This is a genomic window from Pantoea sp. X-Soil-ISGK-259 (assembly GCF_059730705.1).
The window spans coordinates 233,374-251,400 of record NZ_AP035987.1; the positions used below are offsets into that span (position 1 = coordinate 233,374).

Genomic DNA, 18,027 nt, shown 5'->3' on the forward strand with positions numbered 1-18,027 from the left:
TATTAGCGTCAGTTTTTCTCAAAATACTCGCGTATTTTTTGTTCCACTTCTTTCAGGTCAATAATGTTGTTAATGATGATAACCTTCTGTTCAGGAAGGTTGGCGCTGTAGGCAATATCTTTTGCCATCACAAAAACATCCGCCACATCGGGCGTAACAGAGCCGAGATCAGAATGTTCAACTTCCGCTTCAACACCAATAGTTTTAAGCACCTTCTTAATGTTCATTTCCATCATGAAGCTGCTGCCCAGACCTGAACCACAAACCGCCATAATTTTCATATCTCACCTCATTCACTGTTGATCACATGTCGTGTTTTAGCGGGCAATTCAGACGCCCGATAAAATCGTTATCAGCGCTTCTTTACTGGTCACCCTGAAGAGTTGGGCCATGATCGCTTCATCAGACAGAACTTCTGCAAGCTCAGAAATCATTTCGATATGGCTATTGCTGTCCGGCGCGGCAAACATAAAAATGGCCTTTACCGGATCGTTCTCTTCAGAGTCAAATTTCACGGCTGTGCCCAGCAGCACAATCGACAACCCCAGTTTGTGCGCGCCCTGTTCCGGACGGGCGTGAGGCATTGCAATCTGCGGAGCGATGACGAAAAAGGGCCCGATCTCCTCTTTTTGCTGAATGATCGCATCAATGTAATCCTGCGAGATTGCGCCCTCACTGAGCAGAGGACGCCCCGCAATGACGAGTGCTTCCTGCCAGTCAGCAACGCTTTCGACGTACTGGATTTTCTCGTTGTTTAACCACTTAGCCAGGTGTGACATCGCCTTGCTCCTGCTGAAAATGCCTGAATATGTACAGTCATTTTTTATTAAATCGCCTTTCATCCCTTTTTGACTGAACCTGCAGGCAACCTGCGTCCACTCACTGTGCGGGAAAATAAAGGCAGTCCGATTCGTAAAAGAACGTTTTATCAAGCCGTTAAGAAATAACGCGTTTCTTAGCGTGCACATAAAATTAAATTTCACTTTAACCGGTACATCTGTACATGTTAAAGATGTCTAGTCATCTCGATAATGTCCTTCGACGTGTACTGACACAACATGTAAAGTTAAAATTTGGCTGAACAGGCTTAACATCAGTGCCAATTTGATAAGTTGATCACATATTCAGCGAGCCGTAGTGGTACTCATCCGGCAATGTCAGGCAGAACTGTACTGACACGGATTAGAGGGAGACCGTCCTTCACGCAAATGGGAAGAAAGCCAATGGCTGATGGCATTACTGAAAAGCAAAAAGAGGTGGTTAATTACATCCTCAATAAAATTAAGGATGATGGCCTTCAACCCGGAGAAAAGCTGGATACCGAAATATCAATTGCCAAAAATATCGGCATTACACGCGCAACGGTGCGTGAGGCGACACGTATTCTGGTAGAACAGCAGAGAATATATCGGGTAAAAGGATCGGGTATTTTTGTGGGTTCCGCGGAGATAAGTAGCCAGGCTCACCGATATCATGTGCTTTCACCTTTTGATTATCAGGCTCAGAGAAATGGCCATAAAGGTGTCAGAAAAATCATCTCTGTCAGTATCGTCAGGGTTCCTTCAGCGGACATGGCCCAGGCACTGCGTATCAAGAGCAGCGATCAGATTTATAAAATTTTACGTCTGATGTGTTTTGACGATATTCCGGTGGCACTGGAACATATCCACCTGCCAGTAAACCTGTTCAACAGCATGGAATTCAGCAAGCTGGAAATCTCCAAATATGCCTATATTGAAGAGGTGACAGGTAAAAAAGTTCAGCTCAGAGACCAGCATTTAACAGCCGTCAATCTTGCGGATACACAATCACTTACGTTACTTAATTTAGCGGAAGGCGATGCGGTCATTCAGCTTAATGAAACGGTTTATCTCGACGACGGCATTCCCTGTGAAGTCAATGTGGCGATTATCAATACCCGGTATTTTCCTCTGAAACAAAACTCGCAGCGACCTTAACTAAAATAATGTTTTAGTCACTTATCTTTCCTCAATTGAAAGCTCAGTATGCTTATTTAATTGCCCGACGTTCTGCGCTTTCTTCCTCCAGTACAGAATGGACTTCAGTGTGTTGTATTCCCGATGTCTGTTATCAAGGCAGCGCCGCGGCAGAACGCATAACAGCTTTCCATACTTAAGACGATTTTCTGCATAACTTTGCCGGCTCGCTGGTTTCAATCGCCTTTTTTTCAGGTAACAGGCCGTTTTATCCGTGAGATCTGGCTATCAAATCCTGTTTCAGCGTCGTTATCCTCATTTATCCTTTCATCCCTCCCCATTATGACGAATTCAATAAAGCATAAAACAATATGATGTTTTACCAATAATCATCTGCGCAGCACACTGGTCAGCAACCGGAATTAACAAGGACCAGGTGAATGGCATATCGATTGAGTCTGTTAGATAAAGCACCCGTGCTGCAGGGCGAGACGCCCACCGCGGCGCTGCAGCGCACCCTGCAGCTGGCCCAGCTGGCAGAGGAGTGGGGATATCACCGTTTCTGGCTGGCAGAACATCACAACACCGCGCAGCTCGCCAGTCCTTCACCGGAAGTGTTAATTGCGTGGATCGTTGCCCAGACCCGTCATATTCGCGTCGGATCGGGCGGAGTGATGTTGCAGCATTACAGCCCCTATAAAGTGGCAGAAAACTTTAATCTGCTCGCCTCTCTGGCTCCCGGACGTATCGATCTCGGTGTAGGCAAAGCGCCAGGTGGATTACCGCTCTCCACCCATGCACTGCAACAGGGTGTCGATGCCGCTAAAAAAGGGAGCTTTGCTAATCAGCTTCAGCTGCTGGATAGCTGGCTCACACCCGCTCAACCTTATGTCGATGACGAAGGCTTAGCCGCCACGCCACTGCCGTCACGCCCGGCCAATCGTTTTCTGTTGGGTGCCAGTGAAGAGAGCGCCCGGCTCGCGGCCAGTCTGGGCTGGCAGTTTGTGTTTGCGGCCCACCTCAATGGCGATCGTCAGTTACTGGAGCGCGCGTTAAGTACTTTCTCCCGCCTGAGTCACGGTCAGCGCGCACTGGTGGCTGTACAGGTGGTGGTGGCCGATTCACCCGCCGGCGCAGACCTGCTGGTTTCCGGTCTGCGCCATTATCACGTCGCAGTGAAAGAGGGCCCAGGCGTCAATGTCGCCAGTCTTGAGCAGGCCGAACGCTATGTGCGTCAGGGCGGTTACAAGGATTACAAAATAGAGCCGCGCACACCGTCATTGCTAAAAGGCACATCAGCGCAGGTTCATGCTCAACTGGATGCACTGCATCATAATTTTGATATTGATGAGTTCGTGATCGACACGCCGATTACCGAGCCGGTTGCCCGCCTGACGTCACTTGAACTGCTGGCTACGCATCATCTGGTCGCAGCCTGAATCTCAGTGGAGAGTCATCATGAACCATGAGTCACAACTGATCGAATGGCGACGCGAACTGCATACCTGGCCAGAGCTGTCGGGTCAGGAGTTTGCGACCACGACGCGACTGCGGGGATGGTTAGCCGCAGCGGGCATCAGGATTCTGGATTATCCCCTCGAGACCGGCGTGGTGGCGGAGATTGGCAGTGGAGAGACGGTGATTGCGCTGCGCGCGGATATCGATGCACTACCGATCCATGAGGCGAGTGGCGTGCGGTTTCATTCCCGTCATCCTGGCGTCATGCACGCCTGCGGTCACGACCTGCACAGCGCGGTGATGCTGGGCGCAGCGTTGCAGCTCAATACGCTGTCCGATCAATTGCCTGGCCGGGTACGCATTCTGTTTCAGCCCGCAGAGGAGATCGCGCGAGGAGCCAGACAGTTTATTGAGGCGGGTGTACTTGATGAGGTACAGGCCATTTTCGGCATGCACAATGAACCCTCGCTGCCCATTGGCACATTCGCTACCCGTAGCGGGGCGTTCTACGCCAATACGGATAAATTTATTATTCGCGTGACTGGCAAAGGCGCACACGCTGCGTATCCGGAACAGGGCGTCGACAGCATTGTCACCGCCAGCCAGATCATTCAGGCATTACAGGGACTCACCAGCCGCAGCTTCAGTGCCCTGGACAGTCTGGTGCTGAGCATTACGCGTATCGACGGCGGTAAAAGCTGGAACGTGTTACCCGGCGGCGTTGAGTTTGGCGGCACGGCCAGAACCCATGATTTACAGGTGCGCGCGGAACTGGAGCGGCGGGTGCGTGTGCTGGTTGAACACGTTGCCGAAGCCAATGGCGCGCAGGCAACCCTGAGCTGGCATCCTGGCCCGCCGGTGCTGATCAATGACGCGCACTGGGCGAACTTCAGCAGTGAAGTGGCGCAGCAGGCGGGTTATCGGGTGCAGACGGCCGATCTGCATCTGCTGGGCGAAGATTTTGCCTTTTATCTGCAACAGGTGCCCGGTGCGTTTGTCAGCATTGGCAGCGCCAGTGATTTTGGTCTGCATCACGCCAGTTTTACCCCGGATGAGGCGCTGATTGCCCCCGCCGCCGACTACTTTGCCCGACTGGCCCGCCTGGCGCTGCAACATCTTAATGCGCGATGTCGGGAATCCATTCTGAACTGAATTCATCTGCAGCCCGCTAACGCACGACGGTTCTGAACACCGTCGTCGGGCACCACTACGACTAAAAAAGAGAGAGCATCATGACCACAAGACAACTTCGTCTGGGCACTATTCTGCATGGCGCATCGGGAAACATGTCCGCCTGGCGCCATCCTGCGGCACAGGCTGATGCCAGCATCAGCCTGGATTACGCCAAAAAAATCGCCCGTAAAGCGGAGCAGGGCAAGCTCGACTTCCTGTTTGTCGCCGACGGATTATTTATTAATGAGAAATCGATACCACACTTTCTCAATCGCTTTGAACCGCTGACACTCCTGTCTGCCCTGGCGGGCGTTACGGAACATCTGGGACTGGTCGGCACCGTTTCCACCTCCTACAGCGAGCCGTTCACCGTGGCGCGTCAGTTTGCCAGCCTCGATCACCTCAGCGGCGGTCGCGCGGGGTGGAATGTGGTGACCTCGCCGCTGGAAGGTTCCGCAAAAAACTTTTCCCGCCAGAAACATCCTGAGCATGCGTTGCGTTACCGCATTGCCGATGAGTATCTGCAGGTGGTGAAAGGCTTATGGGATTCGTGGGAGCAGGATGCTTTTGTGCGCGACAAAGAGAGTGGGCAGTTCTTCGATCCGGCAAAGTTACATACGCTCGATCATCACGGTGACTTCTTCCAGGTGCAGGGGCCGCTGAACATCGCCCGCACGCCGCAGGGCCGTCCGATTATCTTCCAGGCCGGGGCCTCTGAGGACGGTAAAAAGCTGGCAGCGCGCCACGCTGACGCCATCTTTACCCATCAGCCGACCCGCGAAGAGGCGCAGGCGTTTTATCAGGATGTGAAGCAGCAACTGGAGGCGAATGGCCGTCATCCAGAGGATCTGCACATCTTCCAGGGTGTCAGCGTGATTGTTGGCGATGATGCAGAGGATGTGGAGCGCCAGTATCAGACCACGGCGGCGCTGGTATCAATTACCGATGCGCTCAATTACCTGGGGCGTTTCTTCGACCATCACGACTTTTCACAATACCCGCTGGATCAGCCGTTTCCGGACATTGGCGACATAGGTCAGAACAGTTTCCGCAGCACCACCGACGAGATCAAACGAAAAGCCAGAGAGCACGGTCACACCTTGCGTCAGGCGGCGCTGGAAGCCGCCACGCCGCGCCCGCTGTTCCACGGTACACCGGAAGAGGTCGCCGATGGTCTTCAGCAGTGGTTTGAGACCCAGGCCGCTGACGGCTTCATCATCAATGGCGGTACGCCCGATACCTTTGAACGCTTTGTCGACCGCGTGGTGCCGATTCTGCAGGCTCGCGGGCTGACGCGTCGCGACTATCCGGGCAGCACCCTGCGCGACAGCTTTGCCCTGAAACAACCCGTTAATCAGTTCACCTCACAATAGGGCACAGGCCATGAAAAAAACATCACCTCTTCTCGCCCTGCTTATTCTGGCGGCCAGCAGCCATGCGCTGGCGGAAGATACCCGCGTTTCCTATAACGGCCAGCGGGTCAGTCTTGAAGCGAATAAAGCGCCAGTCAATACCGTGAAGAATCCGGATGCCATCGCTCAGTTGCCTGCCGGTCATCACTTTGTGGTGCCAGGTTCCTTTACCGTGGCGGTTGCGGCACTGAATTCGCCACCGCTCACCGTGTTTTCCGACGACAACAAAACCCTGCTCGGCAGTGAAGTGGACATTGCCCGGCTTGTCGCTGACAGCCTGGGACTGAAACTCAACGTCGTGCCTGCGTCGTGGGAAGACTGGCCACTGGGTGTGGCCTCAGGCAAGTATGACGCGGCAATCTCCAACATCACCGTGACCAAAGATCGCAAAGAGAAGTTTGACTTTGCTACCTACCGTAAAGACTCCCTGGGTTTTTATGTCAAAACCAGCAGCCCGATAAAATCACTGACTAAAGCAGAGGATATCGCCGGGCTGCGGATCATCGTGGGATCCGGCACCAATCAGGAGGCGATTCTGCTGGCATGGGATAAAGAGAATCAGGCAAAGGGACTCAAAGCCTTTACGCCGATCTACGCCAAAGATGATGCGGCTCAAACGCTGGCGCTGCAGGCAGGCCGCGCAGATGCATACTTCGGTCCCAACGTGATTGGAGCCTGGAAAGCGGCACTGACGGGTAAAACCCGCCTGGTGGGCAGTGTCGATGGTGGCTGGCCAAAAGCGGCGCACATCGCCGTTACCGTGAAGAAAGGAAGCGGCCTGGCGGAACCGATCAGTACTGCGCTGAACGGCGTGATCGGCAATGGCGACTATCAGAAGGTGCTGAACCGCTGGGGTGAAGGTGTTGAGAAGATCGACCGTTCAGAAATCAATCCCGCCGGACTGGGCGACTAAGGAGCTGACCATGAGTGAATCCACTTTTCGCGATGTTTCACCCGATGCACCAGCGCTCCAGCCGATTCTCGGCGGGCTATTTGATGAATATTCCGCGCGCTACGGTGACTACTTTGCCCGGCATAAAGAGCAGGAACTGACCGAATGGTATCTGCCGCCGCAGGGGCTGTTTATTGTGCTGGAGCGTGACGGCGAGATTATCGCGATGGGCGCTTACAAACCCTGTGATCCACAAACCGCCGAGCTGAAACGTATCTGGACACGCAGCGATCTGCGTCGTCAGGGGCTGGCACTGGTGGTGTTGCAGGAGCTGGAGCGGCGTGCGCTGCAGGCAGGTTATCAGCGGCTGTTTCTCACCACCGGCTTTCGCCAGCCGGAAGCGGTACGGCTCTATACCGGCCACGGCTATCAGCCTCATTTTGATCTCAGCGGCGATCTGGAGCGTTACGGCCAGCCGCCCCATGACGGACGACTGCGTTTTAGTAAAGTTATCGGCGTTTATAACGTCGCCGAAGCGAGTTAAGGAGTGACGATGAGCAAGCATCAACAACTACAGGTGGTGCCAGCGCGCTACCCGGCCCGCACCGCCGGGGCTATCGTGGCGCTGTTTATACTGGCGGGCGTGGTGCAGTCGGTGGCCTTTAACCCACGCTGGGAGTGGAGCGTGTTTGCCCGCTGGTTCTTTGATCCTGTGATCCTGCATGGCCTGGGTCAGACGCTGCTGCTGACCCTGCTGGGCACAGTATTCAGCCTGCTTTTGGGCGGTCTGCTGGCGCTGGCGCGACTTTCCTCGTCATGGCTGCTGAGCACGCTGGCGTGGGGTTATATCTGGCTGTTCAGGTCACTGCCGCTGATTGTCGTGCTGATTATTCTTTATAACTTCTCCTATCTCTACGACACCCTGTCGATCGGCATTCCGTTCACCGGTCTGTCGTGGGGCGCGTATCAGACGATTAACGTACTGGGCCAGTTTCAGGCTGCCGTTATTGGTCTGACGCTGGTGCAGGCGGCTTACAGTGCGGAGATTATTCGTGGCGGGATCCTCGGTGTCGATCACGGTCAGGTAGAAGCCGCGTCCGCGTTGGGTCTCTCCGCCACGCGCCGCACCTTCCGCATCATTCTGCCGCAGGCACTGCGCGCCATTATTCCTGTCGCCTTTAACGAGATCATCAGCCTGGCGAAGGGCACTTCCGTGGTTTACGTGCTGGCGATGCCGGAGCTGTTTTACACCATCCAGATGATCTACAACCGTAATCAGGAAGTGATCCCGCTACTGATGGTGGGGGCCGCCTGGTATCTGATTATTACCACCGTATTGTCCGTGATTCAGTATAACGCTGAACGCTGGATGGCCCGCAGCGTCACGCGTGAACCGCAACCCTCTCGCTGGCGACAGTGGCGCAACCGCGTCACACCCCTTCATCCAACCGAGGAGATCAGCCATGTCAGAAGCCATTGATTACCGCACTTCACACACCACCGGAGCCATCAGTATCACCGGGGTCAGTAAACGTTTTGGTAAACATAAAGCGCTGGATGATGTTTCGCTGTCGCTGGAACCCGGTTCAGTAACGGTGATTCTTGGCCCCTCCGGTTCCGGTAAATCCACGCTGCTGCGCACCATTAATCATCTGGAGCGGGTCGATGAGGGATTTATTCAGATTGATGGTGACTACATCGGCTATCAGCAACGCGGCAATAAGCTTTATGAGCTGAAAGAGAAGGCGATTCTGCGCCAGCGCATCAACGTCGGCTATGTGTTCCAGAATTTCAATCTGTTCCCACACCTCAGCGTGCTGGATAACCTGATTGAAGCGCCGATTGCGCATCGGCAGTTAACGAAAACGGAAGCGATACAGCGCGCCGGTGAACTGCTGGATATTGTGGGCCTGCGCCATAAAGCGGATGCCTGGCCGCGACATCTGTCGGGCGGGCAGCAGCAGCGCATCGCTATTGCGCGTGCGCTGATGCTTAATCCGCGTGTCATGCTGTTCGATGAGCCGACCTCGGCGCTGGACCCGGAGCTGGTCGGCGAAGTCCTCGACGTGATTAAAAAGCTTGCACGTTCCGGGACTACGCTGGTGATTGTGACGCATGAGATCGGCTTTGCCCGGGAAGTGGCGGATAACGTGGTCTTTATGGTGGATGGCCGGATTGTGGAGCAGGGCAGCACGACGCAGGTGCTCAATCATCCGCGTCATGAACGCACCCGCCGTTTCCTGGCGCGCGTGTTATGAGAGGGCTAACGTTTACCGCGCTGATGCTCCTTCCGACGCTGACCTGTTCAGCGGCAGAGAAGCTTGATGTGCTTAAAAATGAGGTGCCGATCCCTGCCCCGGCTAATCCGCAGGCGATCGCTAAAATTCCCGCTGGTTTTCATTTTATCGAAGCTGGTACGCTGACGGTTGCGACCTCAGCCACCAACTCACCGCCGCTGTCACTGCTGGCGTCAGACAACGTGACACGGATTGGCAGTGACCCGGATATTGCCAGACTGCTGGCGGACAGCCTGGGCTTAAAGCTGAAGTTGGTTCCGGCTTCATGGGAGGACTGGCCGCTGGGCATCAGCGCCGGACGCTATGATGTCGCGATGTTCAATATAGCCGTTACTGAAGAGCGCAAGAAGAAGTTCGATTTTGCGACCTATCGCGCCGACAACCACGCCTTTGCAGTGAAAAGCGACAGTCAAATCAGCCGGATTAATAGCCCGGCGGATATTGCCGGCAAGCGAATTATCGTCTCGTCGGGCACCAATCAGGAGCGCATATTGCTGAGCTGGGATCAGCAGAACCGGACCCAAGGTCTGCCTGCGGTAACGCCGATCTACCTTACTGATGATGCATCGGCGACGCTGACGCTGCTGTCTGGGCGGGCCGATGCGATGTTTGGACCTCACTCCATGGCGGCCTGGAAAGTGGCGTCACGCGGACAGACAAAACTGGTGGGCAGTGGGCCGTTTCGCGCCTGGGTTGCCGTGACCACCAGGAAGGGCAATGGTCTGGCCCCGGCGCTACAGACTGCGCTCGACGGCACCATTACGGGCGGTCAGTATCAGCAGGTGCTGGCCCGCTGGGGGGAACAGGATGAAGCTATTACGCACTCCACAGTAAATCCACCGGGCATTGTTTACTGAGTCCACAGAGCCGGCGCTGTTCCGGCTTTTCATTAAAAAAGTGAGCCAGAACAATGTTGGATCCCCTCCCGCGCCTCTCTCGTCTGACCGCCCCCGGCTCGCAGCGCCTCACCGAATTGAGCTACACTCTTCAGCGTTAGTGATTTATCCTGCCCGCCTGTTTCCGTTAACATTCAGTGCCTGGTGGAGTAATTAACCTGGAAGCCCCATGAAAATCAGATTCCTTTCTGCCAATGAACCAAAACTGGCTGAGGTGCGCAAAATACTCGAACCCATCGGGGTCGAAGTGCTGCCCATTGCCCGTCGCATCGAAGAAATTCAGACTGAAAACGAGCTCGACCTGGTGCGCGACAAACTCACCAAAGCGTTTTCGCTGATTGGGCGACCGCTGTTTGTGGAGCATACCGGCCTCTATCTGGATGGCCTCAATGGTCTGCCCGCTGGTCTGACCCGCATCTTCTGGAACCGCCTGGACGCTGAGCGCTTTACCGCGCTGGTGCAGGGGCTCGACAGCCAGGCGGTGACGGCTAAAACGGTGCTGGGCTATTGCGATGGCCGTAAAATGTATCAGTTTTCTGGCGAACTGCGTGGCACCATCGCCGCGAAACCTGCCGGGACACGTGGCTTTCAGTGGGACTGTGTTTTTATTCCCGAAGGCTATGACCAGACCTTTGCGGAGATGGGTGAACTCAAGAATGAGATTTCGATGCGGCGCATTGCGCTGGATCGCTTCGCTACCTTTTTAAAAACCTCGCGGGGAGTGGCATGAAACCTGAACTTAAGCGCGCCTATGATTCCGGCAAACTGATTCTATTTGCCGGTGCCGGTATTTCGCGCAATTTTGGTCTTCCCGAGTGGCACGAACTGATTGCGCATCTTGCAAACGAGCTGGGTTACGATCCCAAAATCTTTAATACCTATGGCACGCATCTGTCGCTGGCGGAGTATTACAAGCAGAAGAAAGGTTCGTTAGGCCCGCTGCGCAGCTGGATGGATCGCGAGTGGCACCGTCCGGATATCGATGTCCGGTCTTCTGAAATTCATACCATGATTACCCAGGGTAACTTCTCCCGCATTTACACTACTAACTATGATCGCTGGCTGGAAGCGGCGCACGACGCGCACGGCGTACCCTATTATAAAGTGGCCAATGCTGCCGACCTGGTCTCTTTGACCGAAGATAAGCGCCACATCATCAAACTGCACGGTGACTTCGATGATGACACCTCAATCGTGCTTGATGAGAGCAGCTATTTCGAACGTCTCTATTTTGACTCGCCGCTCGACATTAAACTGACCCATGACGTGATGGGCAATTCTGTGCTGTTTGTCGGCTACAGCATCAGTGATTTCAACATTCGCCTGCTGTTTTACCGTCTGACTAAAATGTGGGGCCGCACCGGGCTGGCGACGGCGCGACCAAAATCGTATCTGTTCACTAACCGTAATAACCCGGTCGCCAAAGAGGTACTGGGGCAGTGGGGGATCGAGGTGATCGTTTCTGAAGAAGACGATCCACGCAAGGCGCTGGCGATGTTTCTCGAAGAGCTGCTGGTCTAGTCAGCGCAGTTTCCGGCAGAGAAGTCTCAGGAAAATAAAAAAAACCTGCGCCCGGTTAAGGTTAGCCGGTGCATAACCGATAAACTCTATTCTCTGCTGGCAAAGCATAACCGGCATGATATACTGTATGTATACACAGTACCTGAGGGCGAAAAGATGGCTGTTGAAACAAAATTTGTTGTAGTCAGAAAGGGTGAAGAGAAGATGACGTTTGCCAATAAGAAAGAGGCCGATGCCTACGACAAAATGCTCGATATGGCCGAAGCTTTCACTGACTGGCTGTTACAGCATCAACCTGCACTGGATGAATCTCAGGCTGAAACCCTGGGCCTGCTGATTGCAGAACAGAAAGATGCGGTTCAGCATATTCTGCGCACCAGCAAATTGCCGGAAGCGGCAGTCTCCGTCTCTCAACCGGAAGCCGTGTCAGAGGCTGGCGCGGATGATCAGGCTGAAGAGCCTGCTGCCAGGAAAGTGCGCGCTGTTAAAGCCGCGTAATTGCCACAATGCCGGAAGCGAACCTTCCGGCGTTGCTGTTTTTGAATAACGGTTTGATCACCGCTTTCATCCCATTAATCTGTAAGTATCTCGCGGGTTTTAACCTGATAGCGGGTGCTTCTGCCGCCTCCCTCAAGCCGGAACAGACAGCCTTTTTCAACCAGATCCGCCAGATGACGGGTCGCCGTGGCTTTACTTACTTTCGCGACTTTCTGATACTGGCTGGCGCTTATCCCCTGTTCGAAACCCTGCTCGCCACCGTCTAACAGCCGGTTAAGGACTTTTACCTGTTCCGGACTTAATGCCATCCCCTGATGTCGTAACCAGAATCGCGCTTTCAACTGTGTGCGATCGATAACATCCAATGCCTGTTTCAGGCTCTCATCCAGGATATCCAGAAACCACACCAGCCAACGGGTGATATCAAGGCCGCCTTTCTGCGTCTGCTCAAGGATGCGGTAATACCCGGCACGCTGCGCCAGTATTGCCGGAGACATGGCGTACAGGCGGATGCTCTGGCTGTCAGCCTGTGCCAGGGCGAGATCGGTCAATGCTCGCGTGATACGGCCATTGCCATCATCAAAAGGGTGCAGGGTGACAAACCACAGATGGCAGATGGCGGCCCGCAGTAGCGGGTCCAGCATCACATCATGCTGACTGCTGTTAAACCACGCGATGAACTGTGCCAGCTGTTGCTCCAGTCCGTGTCGCGGTGGGGCTTCAAAATGTACCGTGGGACGATCTATGCGTCCTGAAACCACCTGCATCGGTTCACTGCCACGCAGCGTCCCGACGCTAAGGCGCTGTACTGTCCATTCATCTGCCGGGAAGAGCCAGTGGTGCCACTGAAATAACCGTTCAAGCGTTAATGGCTGGCTGCGATTGTTGATGGCATCGAGCATCATCGCGGCCAGTCCTTCTGACCGATCGGAGACCGGATAGGGCTGCGTTTCCGTAACGCCTAACCGGCGCGCCAGAGACGAGCGAACTGACTGCACGTTGACCCGCTCCTCTTCGATTGCCGAAGAGGAAAGAATATTACCCAACAGGGTATCCAGCGTCTGTGATTCAGTGTCTGACTGCAGGCTGGCGCGGCCAAGCAGCAAACCGCGCTGCTGCTGCAAATGGCGCAGGCGTGGTAGCAGCTCGTTATCCTGCCAGTGAAATTGGGGCCATTCCGGCTGTTGCCAGATCCAGTCAACGCTCATCATCCACTCACGGTTAAAGAGAATGAGCCGAATAAGTGTGGTTAATCGGCTCACGAGATGAGTCGATAATAGCGGATATTTGGCTCACAGGCCAACCGTGCGGAATGGCAGGCAAAGAAAAGGACCCGAAGGCCCTGTTTACTAGCGGGAGAACTGCATAAAAGTGTCTGAATAGTAGTGAACGATCCAGGCGATATACGCTAGCCAGACAACCATCCCAACAGCCAATCCTGATTTACCGATCATTGTTCTCTCTCCACTGCGATAAGGGGGCTACAGCAACTGTTGACATAAACTGACAGTAATAGCGGACGGCGATATTGTTGCAGATCAAAAAAAGCCCGTTCTGCAGTTTTGCCATCTTCCCCTGGCGATCAACTTTCCTGTACCGCGCACGTTGAGACCCCCATCACGGCAGGATAAGCCCCATTAAAGTTCAAAAAAACGCCGCCGATAAATGATCTCAGGAGCACCATGAACACAGGGAGGTATTGAGGCAGGTAAATTCCAGGGGAATCACTATGGCCGGTCAGGTAACGCATAAGAAAAAAATGAGTACCCGTGCGCAGATGTTAATCATGGGTGGTTTAACGATAGTGCTGGGATTTACCGTGACAATTGGGGTCCTCAGCTGGCAATCAGGTAAAGAACAAAAACTACTGGCCGAAAAATATCTGCAGCAGATTGCGCAAAGCCGTGCCTTGCAGGTGCAGCAGGAGCTGAGCCATGCCCGCGATGTTGCCAGCCTTCTCGGTCAAAGTCTGATCGCGTTACCCCGCGCCGGTATTACCGATCGCAAAGCGGTCGATAAAGTGATGGAATATGCGTTACGCGCGAATCCTGACTATCTGTCGATGTCAGTCATCTTTGAACAGAATGCGTTTGATGGCCGTGATGCAGAGTTCGCCTCACAGCCTGGACAGGCGCCACAGGGGCGCTATGCCTTTTTTGTGGATCGTGACGCAGCAGGTAAATATGCCATGCATCCGCTGCTCTCTTATCTGACGCCGGGTCAGGGCGATTACTATCTGGTTCCGCAAAAATCACAAAAAGACACGCTTACCGAACCCTATAGTTATGCCTATAACGGCGTGCCGACCCTGCTCACCTCCGTAGCGGCCGTCATTATGGATCAGGGCACCTTAAAAGCAGTTGTCACCTCTGATATATCCCTGGCTTCACTACAACAGAAAGTGAATCAGATTAAACCCTGGCAGGGCAGCGGCTATGCGTTGCTACTCTCCAGTAACGGTAACGTTGTCTCCTCGCCGGTGAAAGATGAGGCTGGGAAACCGTGGAAAGGGGAAAAAGATGGCTTTACGTCGAAAGTCGTACAGCATTTTGATGCCGTGCTGGGTGAAGATGCCCTGGTTACCTGGCAGCCAGTAGTGATTGGGAACAGCGACAAAGCCTGGTATCTGGGCGTTGTTGCACCGGTCAGTCAGGTGATGGCCGCATCCACCCAGCAGCTGATGTGGGCGGTGATCCTGATGGTCGTCAGCGTTCTGCTGGTCGGCGCGGTACTGGGCATGCTGTTCAGCCGTAAAGTGCTGCGTCCAATTGGGGGCGAGCCGGTTGAAGCGGCGCATATTGCCCTGGCCGTTGCTGATGGCAAGCTGGATAACCGGATCCCGGTGAAGAGGGGGGATAGCAGCAGCCTGTTCTTCGCGCTTAGCACCATGCAAAGCCAGCTCCGACAGATTGTTGGACAGATAAAAGATTCCAGTGAATCAGTACGTCAGGGCGCGGGCGAGATCGCCAGCGGCAACCTCAATCTGGCATCACGCACCGAGGAACAGGCTGCTGCGCTGGAGCAGACCGCAGCCAGTATGGAGCAGATCAGCGCCACGATTCGTCTGAATGCCGACAATGCACAGCAGGCAACCAGCCTGACTGAAAACGCGACGCATATTGCCAGTCGCGGTGCCTCGCTGGTGGGTGAGGTGGTGCAGACCATGGCGCAGATCGATGACAGCTCGAAAAAGATCGGCGACATTACCACGATGATCAACAGCATTGCCTTTCAGACCAATATTCTGGCGCTGAACGCGGCGGTGGAAGCCGCACGTGCCGGAGAACAGGGCCGTGGTTTTGCGGTAGTCGCCTCTGAAGTGCGTAACCTTGCCCAGCGCAGCGCGAACGCGGTTAAGGAGATTGGCGCACTGATTGAAGAGTCGAGCGTGCGAGTCGAGAGTGGTGTCAGGCTGGTAAACGATGCCGGTAAAACCATGCAGGAGATGATGCACGCGGTCAATTCAGTGCAGGGCATCATTGGTGAGATTGTTACTGCATCAAGCGAACAGGCGCGTGGCATCAGCCAGGTGACGATTGCCGTCAATGAAATGGATGGCGTGACCCAACAGAACGCCGCGCTGGTGCAGCAGATGTCGGTGGCCGCCAGCTCACTGGAAGATCAGGCGCAGCAGCTGTCACAGACGGTGGAGCAGTTCCATCTGGCATAAGGATGCAGCTCAGGGAGCATACGCCTTACGCAAAGACGCAAGAGCACCATCCATGGCGACTCAACGTGGCGATGACGCACCTCAGCCCTGAGGTGCGTCCTTAGCCGGGCTAACGCTTTACGTTGTTCAAAAAGCGCCGGGAGTTTTTTGTCCATAGCCCGCGATGCGTTGCTACAGGCGTATGCTCCCATCGCTTTAAGCGGGTTTGCCCCCTGCATTCACTACTGACTTCAGATTAATCATTGCTCCGTCAGCCGCTCACCGCTGCTGGCATCAAACAGGTGCATTTTTTCCGGGTTTACGGTGACCGCTAGCGTACCGCCAGGCATGGCGTCACTACGACCGCTCAACTGCATATGCAGCGGGAAACCCTGCCAGTTCAGATGCAACAGCGTTGATTCACCCGTGATCTCGACAATATTTACCGCAGCGGGTTGTCCGCTGGCATCAAAAATCAGATCGTGAGGGCGCACGCCCAGCGTAACCGGCTGGCCGGCCTGCTGCTGAGCGGCACGGTGCCAGCGAGGCGGCAATGGCAGCCACTGCTTACCACAGCAAACACCAGGCAGGCCATCCCGTGACTGGAAGCAGGCATCCATCAGGTTCATTGGCGGCGAACCGATAAAACGCGCCACAAAGGTGTTAACCGGCCGATCATAAATCGCCAGCGGCGCGCCCTGTTGCACAATCACGCCCTCTTTCATTACCACAATCTGATCCGCCAGCGTCATCGCCTCGACCTGATCGTGGGTAACGTAAACCATCGTGGTGTTGAAGCGCTGATGGAGGGATTTAATTTCGGCACGAAGCTCCATACGTAACTGGGCATCCAGGTTCGAGAGCGGCTCATCGAACAGAAATACCTGTGGGTTGCGGACCATGGCCCGTCCCATCGCTACACGCTGCCGCTGTCCGCCGGACAAGGCCCGTGGATAACGCTGTAAGAGCTGATCGATGCCGAGAATGCCGGCGATGCGGGCGATTTTGCTTTTCTGCTCCTCGCGCTTCACCTTTTTTACCTGCATGTGAAACGCCAGATTCTCTGCAACGGTGAGGTGCGGATAGAGCGCATAGCTCTGGAATACCATGGCGATATCCCGGTCGGCAGGATCGAGATCGTTAATCCGCTTTTTATCCAGCATAATCGCCCCATCAGAGACGGTATCAAGCCCGGCAAGCAGCCGCAGCAACGTCGATTTTCCGCAGCCGGAGGGGCCGACCAGAACAGTAAAACTGCCATCAGGAATGGTTAAATCCAGCGGGTGCAGCACGCTCTGTTTACCATAACGCTTCGCCACCTGTACAAGTTCAACACTGGCCATGTTCAGCGCACCTCATTTGATAGTTGGAGTTGTTGCCAGCTGGGATAGCGGCGCGGAGAGCTGCTTATTGCCTGTGAGGCCACTTCAATGCCCCAGCGCAGCGCGGTATGCGATGACTGGCGGTAAAGCAGTGCAGTCAGAAAACCGGCATTAAAACTGTCACCGGCCCCAATGGTATCGACTACCGTCACCGGCTGACCGGCGGCAAATTGCACCGAGGCCGCAGACCAGAGACGCGCGCCCTCTGCGCCACACTTAATCACGCAACCACCGCGACCACTGAGCTGAGCCGCCAGCCGTTTACCGCTCTGTTCCAGCAGGTCTGCGCCCGCCAGACCCAACGCTTCCACTTCATTCAGCAACAGCCAGTCACAGTCAGGCAACCAGTTACCCATTTCCAGGCGAAGCTCATCACTCCAGCCCGCAGGCGGCCAGCCGGTATCCACGGCGACACAAAAGCCTCGGTGCTGTAGCGCGGCCAGCAACGTCGGATAGCGGCGATAAAGTTCATGACAGAGAAAGGTGCCACACAGCAGCACAATATCGCCCTGCGTCGCCTGCTGGGGTAACTGCGCCAGCACATCGTCAGCGGTGAGCACGGTAATATGACCGTGATTGCTCAAAAACGAACGTTCGTTATCAGGATGGGTTATGCCCACCGTGAGCGAGGTCTCACAGGCGTAACGCGGCCAGTGTGCGGCGCTGTGGGGAAAATGGCTGGCGAGCCAGTGACTGAAGCCATCGTCACCCTGATTGGCAATAGCCCGATGCGGCACCTGCATTGCCTCCAGCGCCAGCGCACAATTACCCGCTGAGCCACCGGGACGTAACGCACTGTGCTGCAGCATCACTTCCGTACCGCGTGCCGGCCAGTCGCCGAGCGTACCCATGATTAAATCGACATTAATGTTGCCCACCACATAAAGTGTGGACGCAATGGTCTTATCCATA

General features: G+C 54.8%; 18 protein-coding genes. 13 read left to right on the forward strand and 5 right to left on the reverse strand.

From position 1 onward, the window contains the following. Positions 1–8: 8 nt before the first annotated feature. Positions 9–281, reverse strand: a complete 273-nt coding sequence (locus tag AC6I77_RS20305) for a PTS sugar transporter subunit IIB (protein ID WP_003855084.1) — start codon at positions 279–281, stop codon at positions 9–11. Positions 282–329: 48 nt separating this feature from the next. Next, a complete protein-coding gene (locus AC6I77_RS20310) occupies positions 330–779 on the reverse strand; it encodes a PTS sugar transporter subunit IIA (RefSeq protein WP_039661439.1) in 450 nt (149 codons plus the stop codon). 444 nt (positions 780–1,223) lie between these two features. Here AC6I77_RS20310 and AC6I77_RS20315 point away from each other — a divergent pair, with 444 nt between their 5' ends. From AC6I77_RS20315 to AC6I77_RS20370, 12 genes are all read left to right on the forward strand, one after another. After that, complete coding sequence (locus AC6I77_RS20315; RefSeq protein ID WP_003855087.1) at positions 1,224–1,958, forward strand: GntR family transcriptional regulator; 735 nt, start codon at positions 1,224–1,226, stop codon at positions 1,956–1,958. 419 nt (positions 1,959–2,377) lie between these two features. Further along, complete coding sequence (locus tag AC6I77_RS20320; protein WP_497817268.1) at positions 2,378–3,376, forward strand: MsnO8 family LLM class oxidoreductase; 999 nt, start codon at positions 2,378–2,380, stop codon at positions 3,374–3,376. A gap of 19 nt (positions 3,377–3,395) precedes the next feature. Beyond that, complete coding sequence (locus AC6I77_RS20325) at positions 3,396–4,547, forward strand: amidohydrolase (RefSeq protein WP_497817269.1); 1,152 nt, start codon at positions 3,396–3,398, stop codon at positions 4,545–4,547. Positions 4,548–4,627: 80 nt separating this feature from the next. After that, positions 4,628–5,941 (forward strand): LLM class flavin-dependent oxidoreductase, encoded by a 1,314-nt coding sequence (locus AC6I77_RS20330; RefSeq protein WP_497817270.1) that lies wholly within the window; start codon positions 4,628–4,630, stop codon positions 5,939–5,941. Positions 5,942–5,951: 10 nt separating this feature from the next. After that, on the forward strand, positions 5,952–6,893 hold the full coding sequence (locus AC6I77_RS20335; RefSeq protein WP_008924650.1) for an ABC transporter substrate-binding protein: 942 nt from the start codon (positions 5,952–5,954) through the stop codon (positions 6,891–6,893). Between the two features lie 10 nt (positions 6,894–6,903). After that, positions 6,904–7,416 (forward strand): GNAT family N-acetyltransferase, encoded by a 513-nt coding sequence (locus tag AC6I77_RS20340; protein WP_003855096.1) that lies wholly within the window; start codon positions 6,904–6,906, stop codon positions 7,414–7,416. A 9-nt stretch (positions 7,417–7,425) separates the two neighbouring features. Further along, positions 7,426–8,352 (forward strand): amino acid ABC transporter permease, encoded by a 927-nt coding sequence (locus AC6I77_RS20345; protein ID WP_008924652.1) that lies wholly within the window; start codon positions 7,426–7,428, stop codon positions 8,350–8,352. Beyond that, complete coding sequence (locus AC6I77_RS20350) at positions 8,336–9,130, forward strand: amino acid ABC transporter ATP-binding protein (RefSeq protein WP_008924653.1); 795 nt, start codon at positions 8,336–8,338, stop codon at positions 9,128–9,130. Before AC6I77_RS20345 ends, AC6I77_RS20350 begins: the two co-directional genes overlap by 17 nt. Beyond that, positions 9,127–10,026, forward strand: a complete 900-nt coding sequence (locus AC6I77_RS20355; RefSeq protein ID WP_283543427.1) for an ABC transporter substrate-binding protein — start codon at positions 9,127–9,129, stop codon at positions 10,024–10,026. Before AC6I77_RS20350 ends, AC6I77_RS20355 begins: the two co-directional genes overlap by 4 nt. A gap of 208 nt (positions 10,027–10,234) precedes the next feature. Next, entirely contained in the window at positions 10,235–10,795 is a 561-nt protein-coding gene (locus AC6I77_RS20360; RefSeq protein ID WP_003855100.1) for a non-canonical purine NTP pyrophosphatase, read from the forward strand. After that, positions 10,792–11,586 (forward strand): SIR2 family protein, encoded by a 795-nt coding sequence (locus AC6I77_RS20365; protein WP_003855101.1) that lies wholly within the window; start codon positions 10,792–10,794, stop codon positions 11,584–11,586. The genes AC6I77_RS20360 and AC6I77_RS20365 overlap by 4 nt, the downstream gene beginning before the upstream one ends. Positions 11,587–11,742: 156 nt before the next feature. Further along, positions 11,743–12,084 (forward strand): YebG family protein, encoded by a 342-nt coding sequence (locus tag AC6I77_RS20370; RefSeq protein ID WP_105099745.1) that lies wholly within the window; start codon positions 11,743–11,745, stop codon positions 12,082–12,084. A gap of 74 nt (positions 12,085–12,158) precedes the next feature. Here the strand turns inward: AC6I77_RS20370 and AC6I77_RS20375 are convergent, their stop codons facing one another. After that, on the reverse strand, positions 12,159–13,292 hold the full coding sequence (locus tag AC6I77_RS20375) for a Fic family protein (protein ID WP_008924656.1): 1,134 nt from the start codon (positions 13,290–13,292) through the stop codon (positions 12,159–12,161). A 521-nt stretch (positions 13,293–13,813) separates the two neighbouring features. Here AC6I77_RS20375 and AC6I77_RS20380 point away from each other — a divergent pair. Continuing rightward, positions 13,814–15,754, forward strand: coding sequence for a methyl-accepting chemotaxis protein (locus AC6I77_RS20380; RefSeq protein ID WP_497817271.1), 1,941 nt, complete (start codon positions 13,814–13,816; stop codon positions 15,752–15,754). A gap of 239 nt (positions 15,755–15,993) precedes the next feature. Here AC6I77_RS20380 and AC6I77_RS20385 read toward each other — a convergent pair whose 3' ends face one another. Together AC6I77_RS20385 and AC6I77_RS20390 are read right to left on the reverse strand one after the other, a co-directional pair. After that, a complete protein-coding gene (locus tag AC6I77_RS20385) occupies positions 15,994–17,076 on the reverse strand; it encodes an ABC transporter ATP-binding protein (RefSeq protein WP_105099744.1) in 1,083 nt (360 codons plus the stop codon). Between the two features lie 2 nt (positions 17,077–17,078). Then, the gene (locus AC6I77_RS20390) at positions 17,079–18,026 is read right to left on the reverse strand and encodes a carbohydrate kinase family protein (protein ID WP_110411957.1); all 948 of its coding nucleotides are present in this window, start codon (positions 18,024–18,026) and stop codon (positions 17,079–17,081) included. Between the last annotated feature and the right edge of the window lies 1 nt (position 18,027).

Bases quoted from the DNA above. Each gene is read 5' to 3' on its own strand.
- AC6I77_RS20360 (WP_003855100.1), top strand. From the start codon at position 10,235: ATGAAAATCAGATTCCTTTCTGCCAATGAACCAAAACTGGCTGAGGTG.
- AC6I77_RS20390 (WP_110411957.1), bottom strand. From the start codon at position 18,026: ATGGATAAGACCATTGCGTCCACACTTTATGTGGTGGGCAACATTAAT.
- AC6I77_RS20325 (WP_497817269.1), top strand. From the start codon at position 3,396: ATGAACCATGAGTCACAACTGATCGAATGGCGACGCGAACTGCATACC.
- AC6I77_RS20365 (WP_003855101.1), top strand. From the start codon at position 10,792: ATGAAACCTGAACTTAAGCGCGCCTATGATTCCGGCAAACTGATTCTA.
- AC6I77_RS20385 (WP_105099744.1), bottom strand. From the start codon at position 17,076: ATGGCCAGTGTTGAACTTGTACAGGTGGCGAAGCGTTATGGTAAACAG.
- AC6I77_RS20305 (WP_003855084.1), bottom strand. From the start codon at position 281: ATGAAAATTATGGCGGTTTGTGGTTCAGGTCTGGGCAGCAGCTTCATG.
- AC6I77_RS20330 (WP_497817270.1), top strand. From the start codon at position 4,628: ATGACCACAAGACAACTTCGTCTGGGCACTATTCTGCATGGCGCATCG.
- AC6I77_RS20315 (WP_003855087.1), top strand. From the start codon at position 1,224: ATGGCTGATGGCATTACTGAAAAGCAAAAAGAGGTGGTTAATTACATC.
- AC6I77_RS20380 (WP_497817271.1), top strand. From the start codon at position 13,814: ATGGCCGGTCAGGTAACGCATAAGAAAAAAATGAGTACCCGTGCGCAG.
- AC6I77_RS20355 (WP_283543427.1), top strand. From the start codon at position 9,127: ATGAGAGGGCTAACGTTTACCGCGCTGATGCTCCTTCCGACGCTGACC.
- AC6I77_RS20310 (WP_039661439.1), bottom strand. From the start codon at position 779: ATGTCACACCTGGCTAAGTGGTTAAACAACGAGAAAATCCAGTACGTC.
- AC6I77_RS20335 (WP_008924650.1), top strand. From the start codon at position 5,952: ATGAAAAAAACATCACCTCTTCTCGCCCTGCTTATTCTGGCGGCCAGC.
- AC6I77_RS20340 (WP_003855096.1), top strand. From the start codon at position 6,904: ATGAGTGAATCCACTTTTCGCGATGTTTCACCCGATGCACCAGCGCTC.
- AC6I77_RS20370 (WP_105099745.1), top strand. From the start codon at position 11,743: ATGGCTGTTGAAACAAAATTTGTTGTAGTCAGAAAGGGTGAAGAGAAG.
- AC6I77_RS20320 (WP_497817268.1), top strand. From the start codon at position 2,378: ATGGCATATCGATTGAGTCTGTTAGATAAAGCACCCGTGCTGCAGGGC.
- AC6I77_RS20375 (WP_008924656.1), bottom strand. From the start codon at position 13,292: ATGAGCGTTGACTGGATCTGGCAACAGCCGGAATGGCCCCAATTTCAC.
- AC6I77_RS20345 (WP_008924652.1), top strand. From the start codon at position 7,426: ATGAGCAAGCATCAACAACTACAGGTGGTGCCAGCGCGCTACCCGGCC.
- AC6I77_RS20350 (WP_008924653.1), top strand. From the start codon at position 8,336: ATGTCAGAAGCCATTGATTACCGCACTTCACACACCACCGGAGCCATC.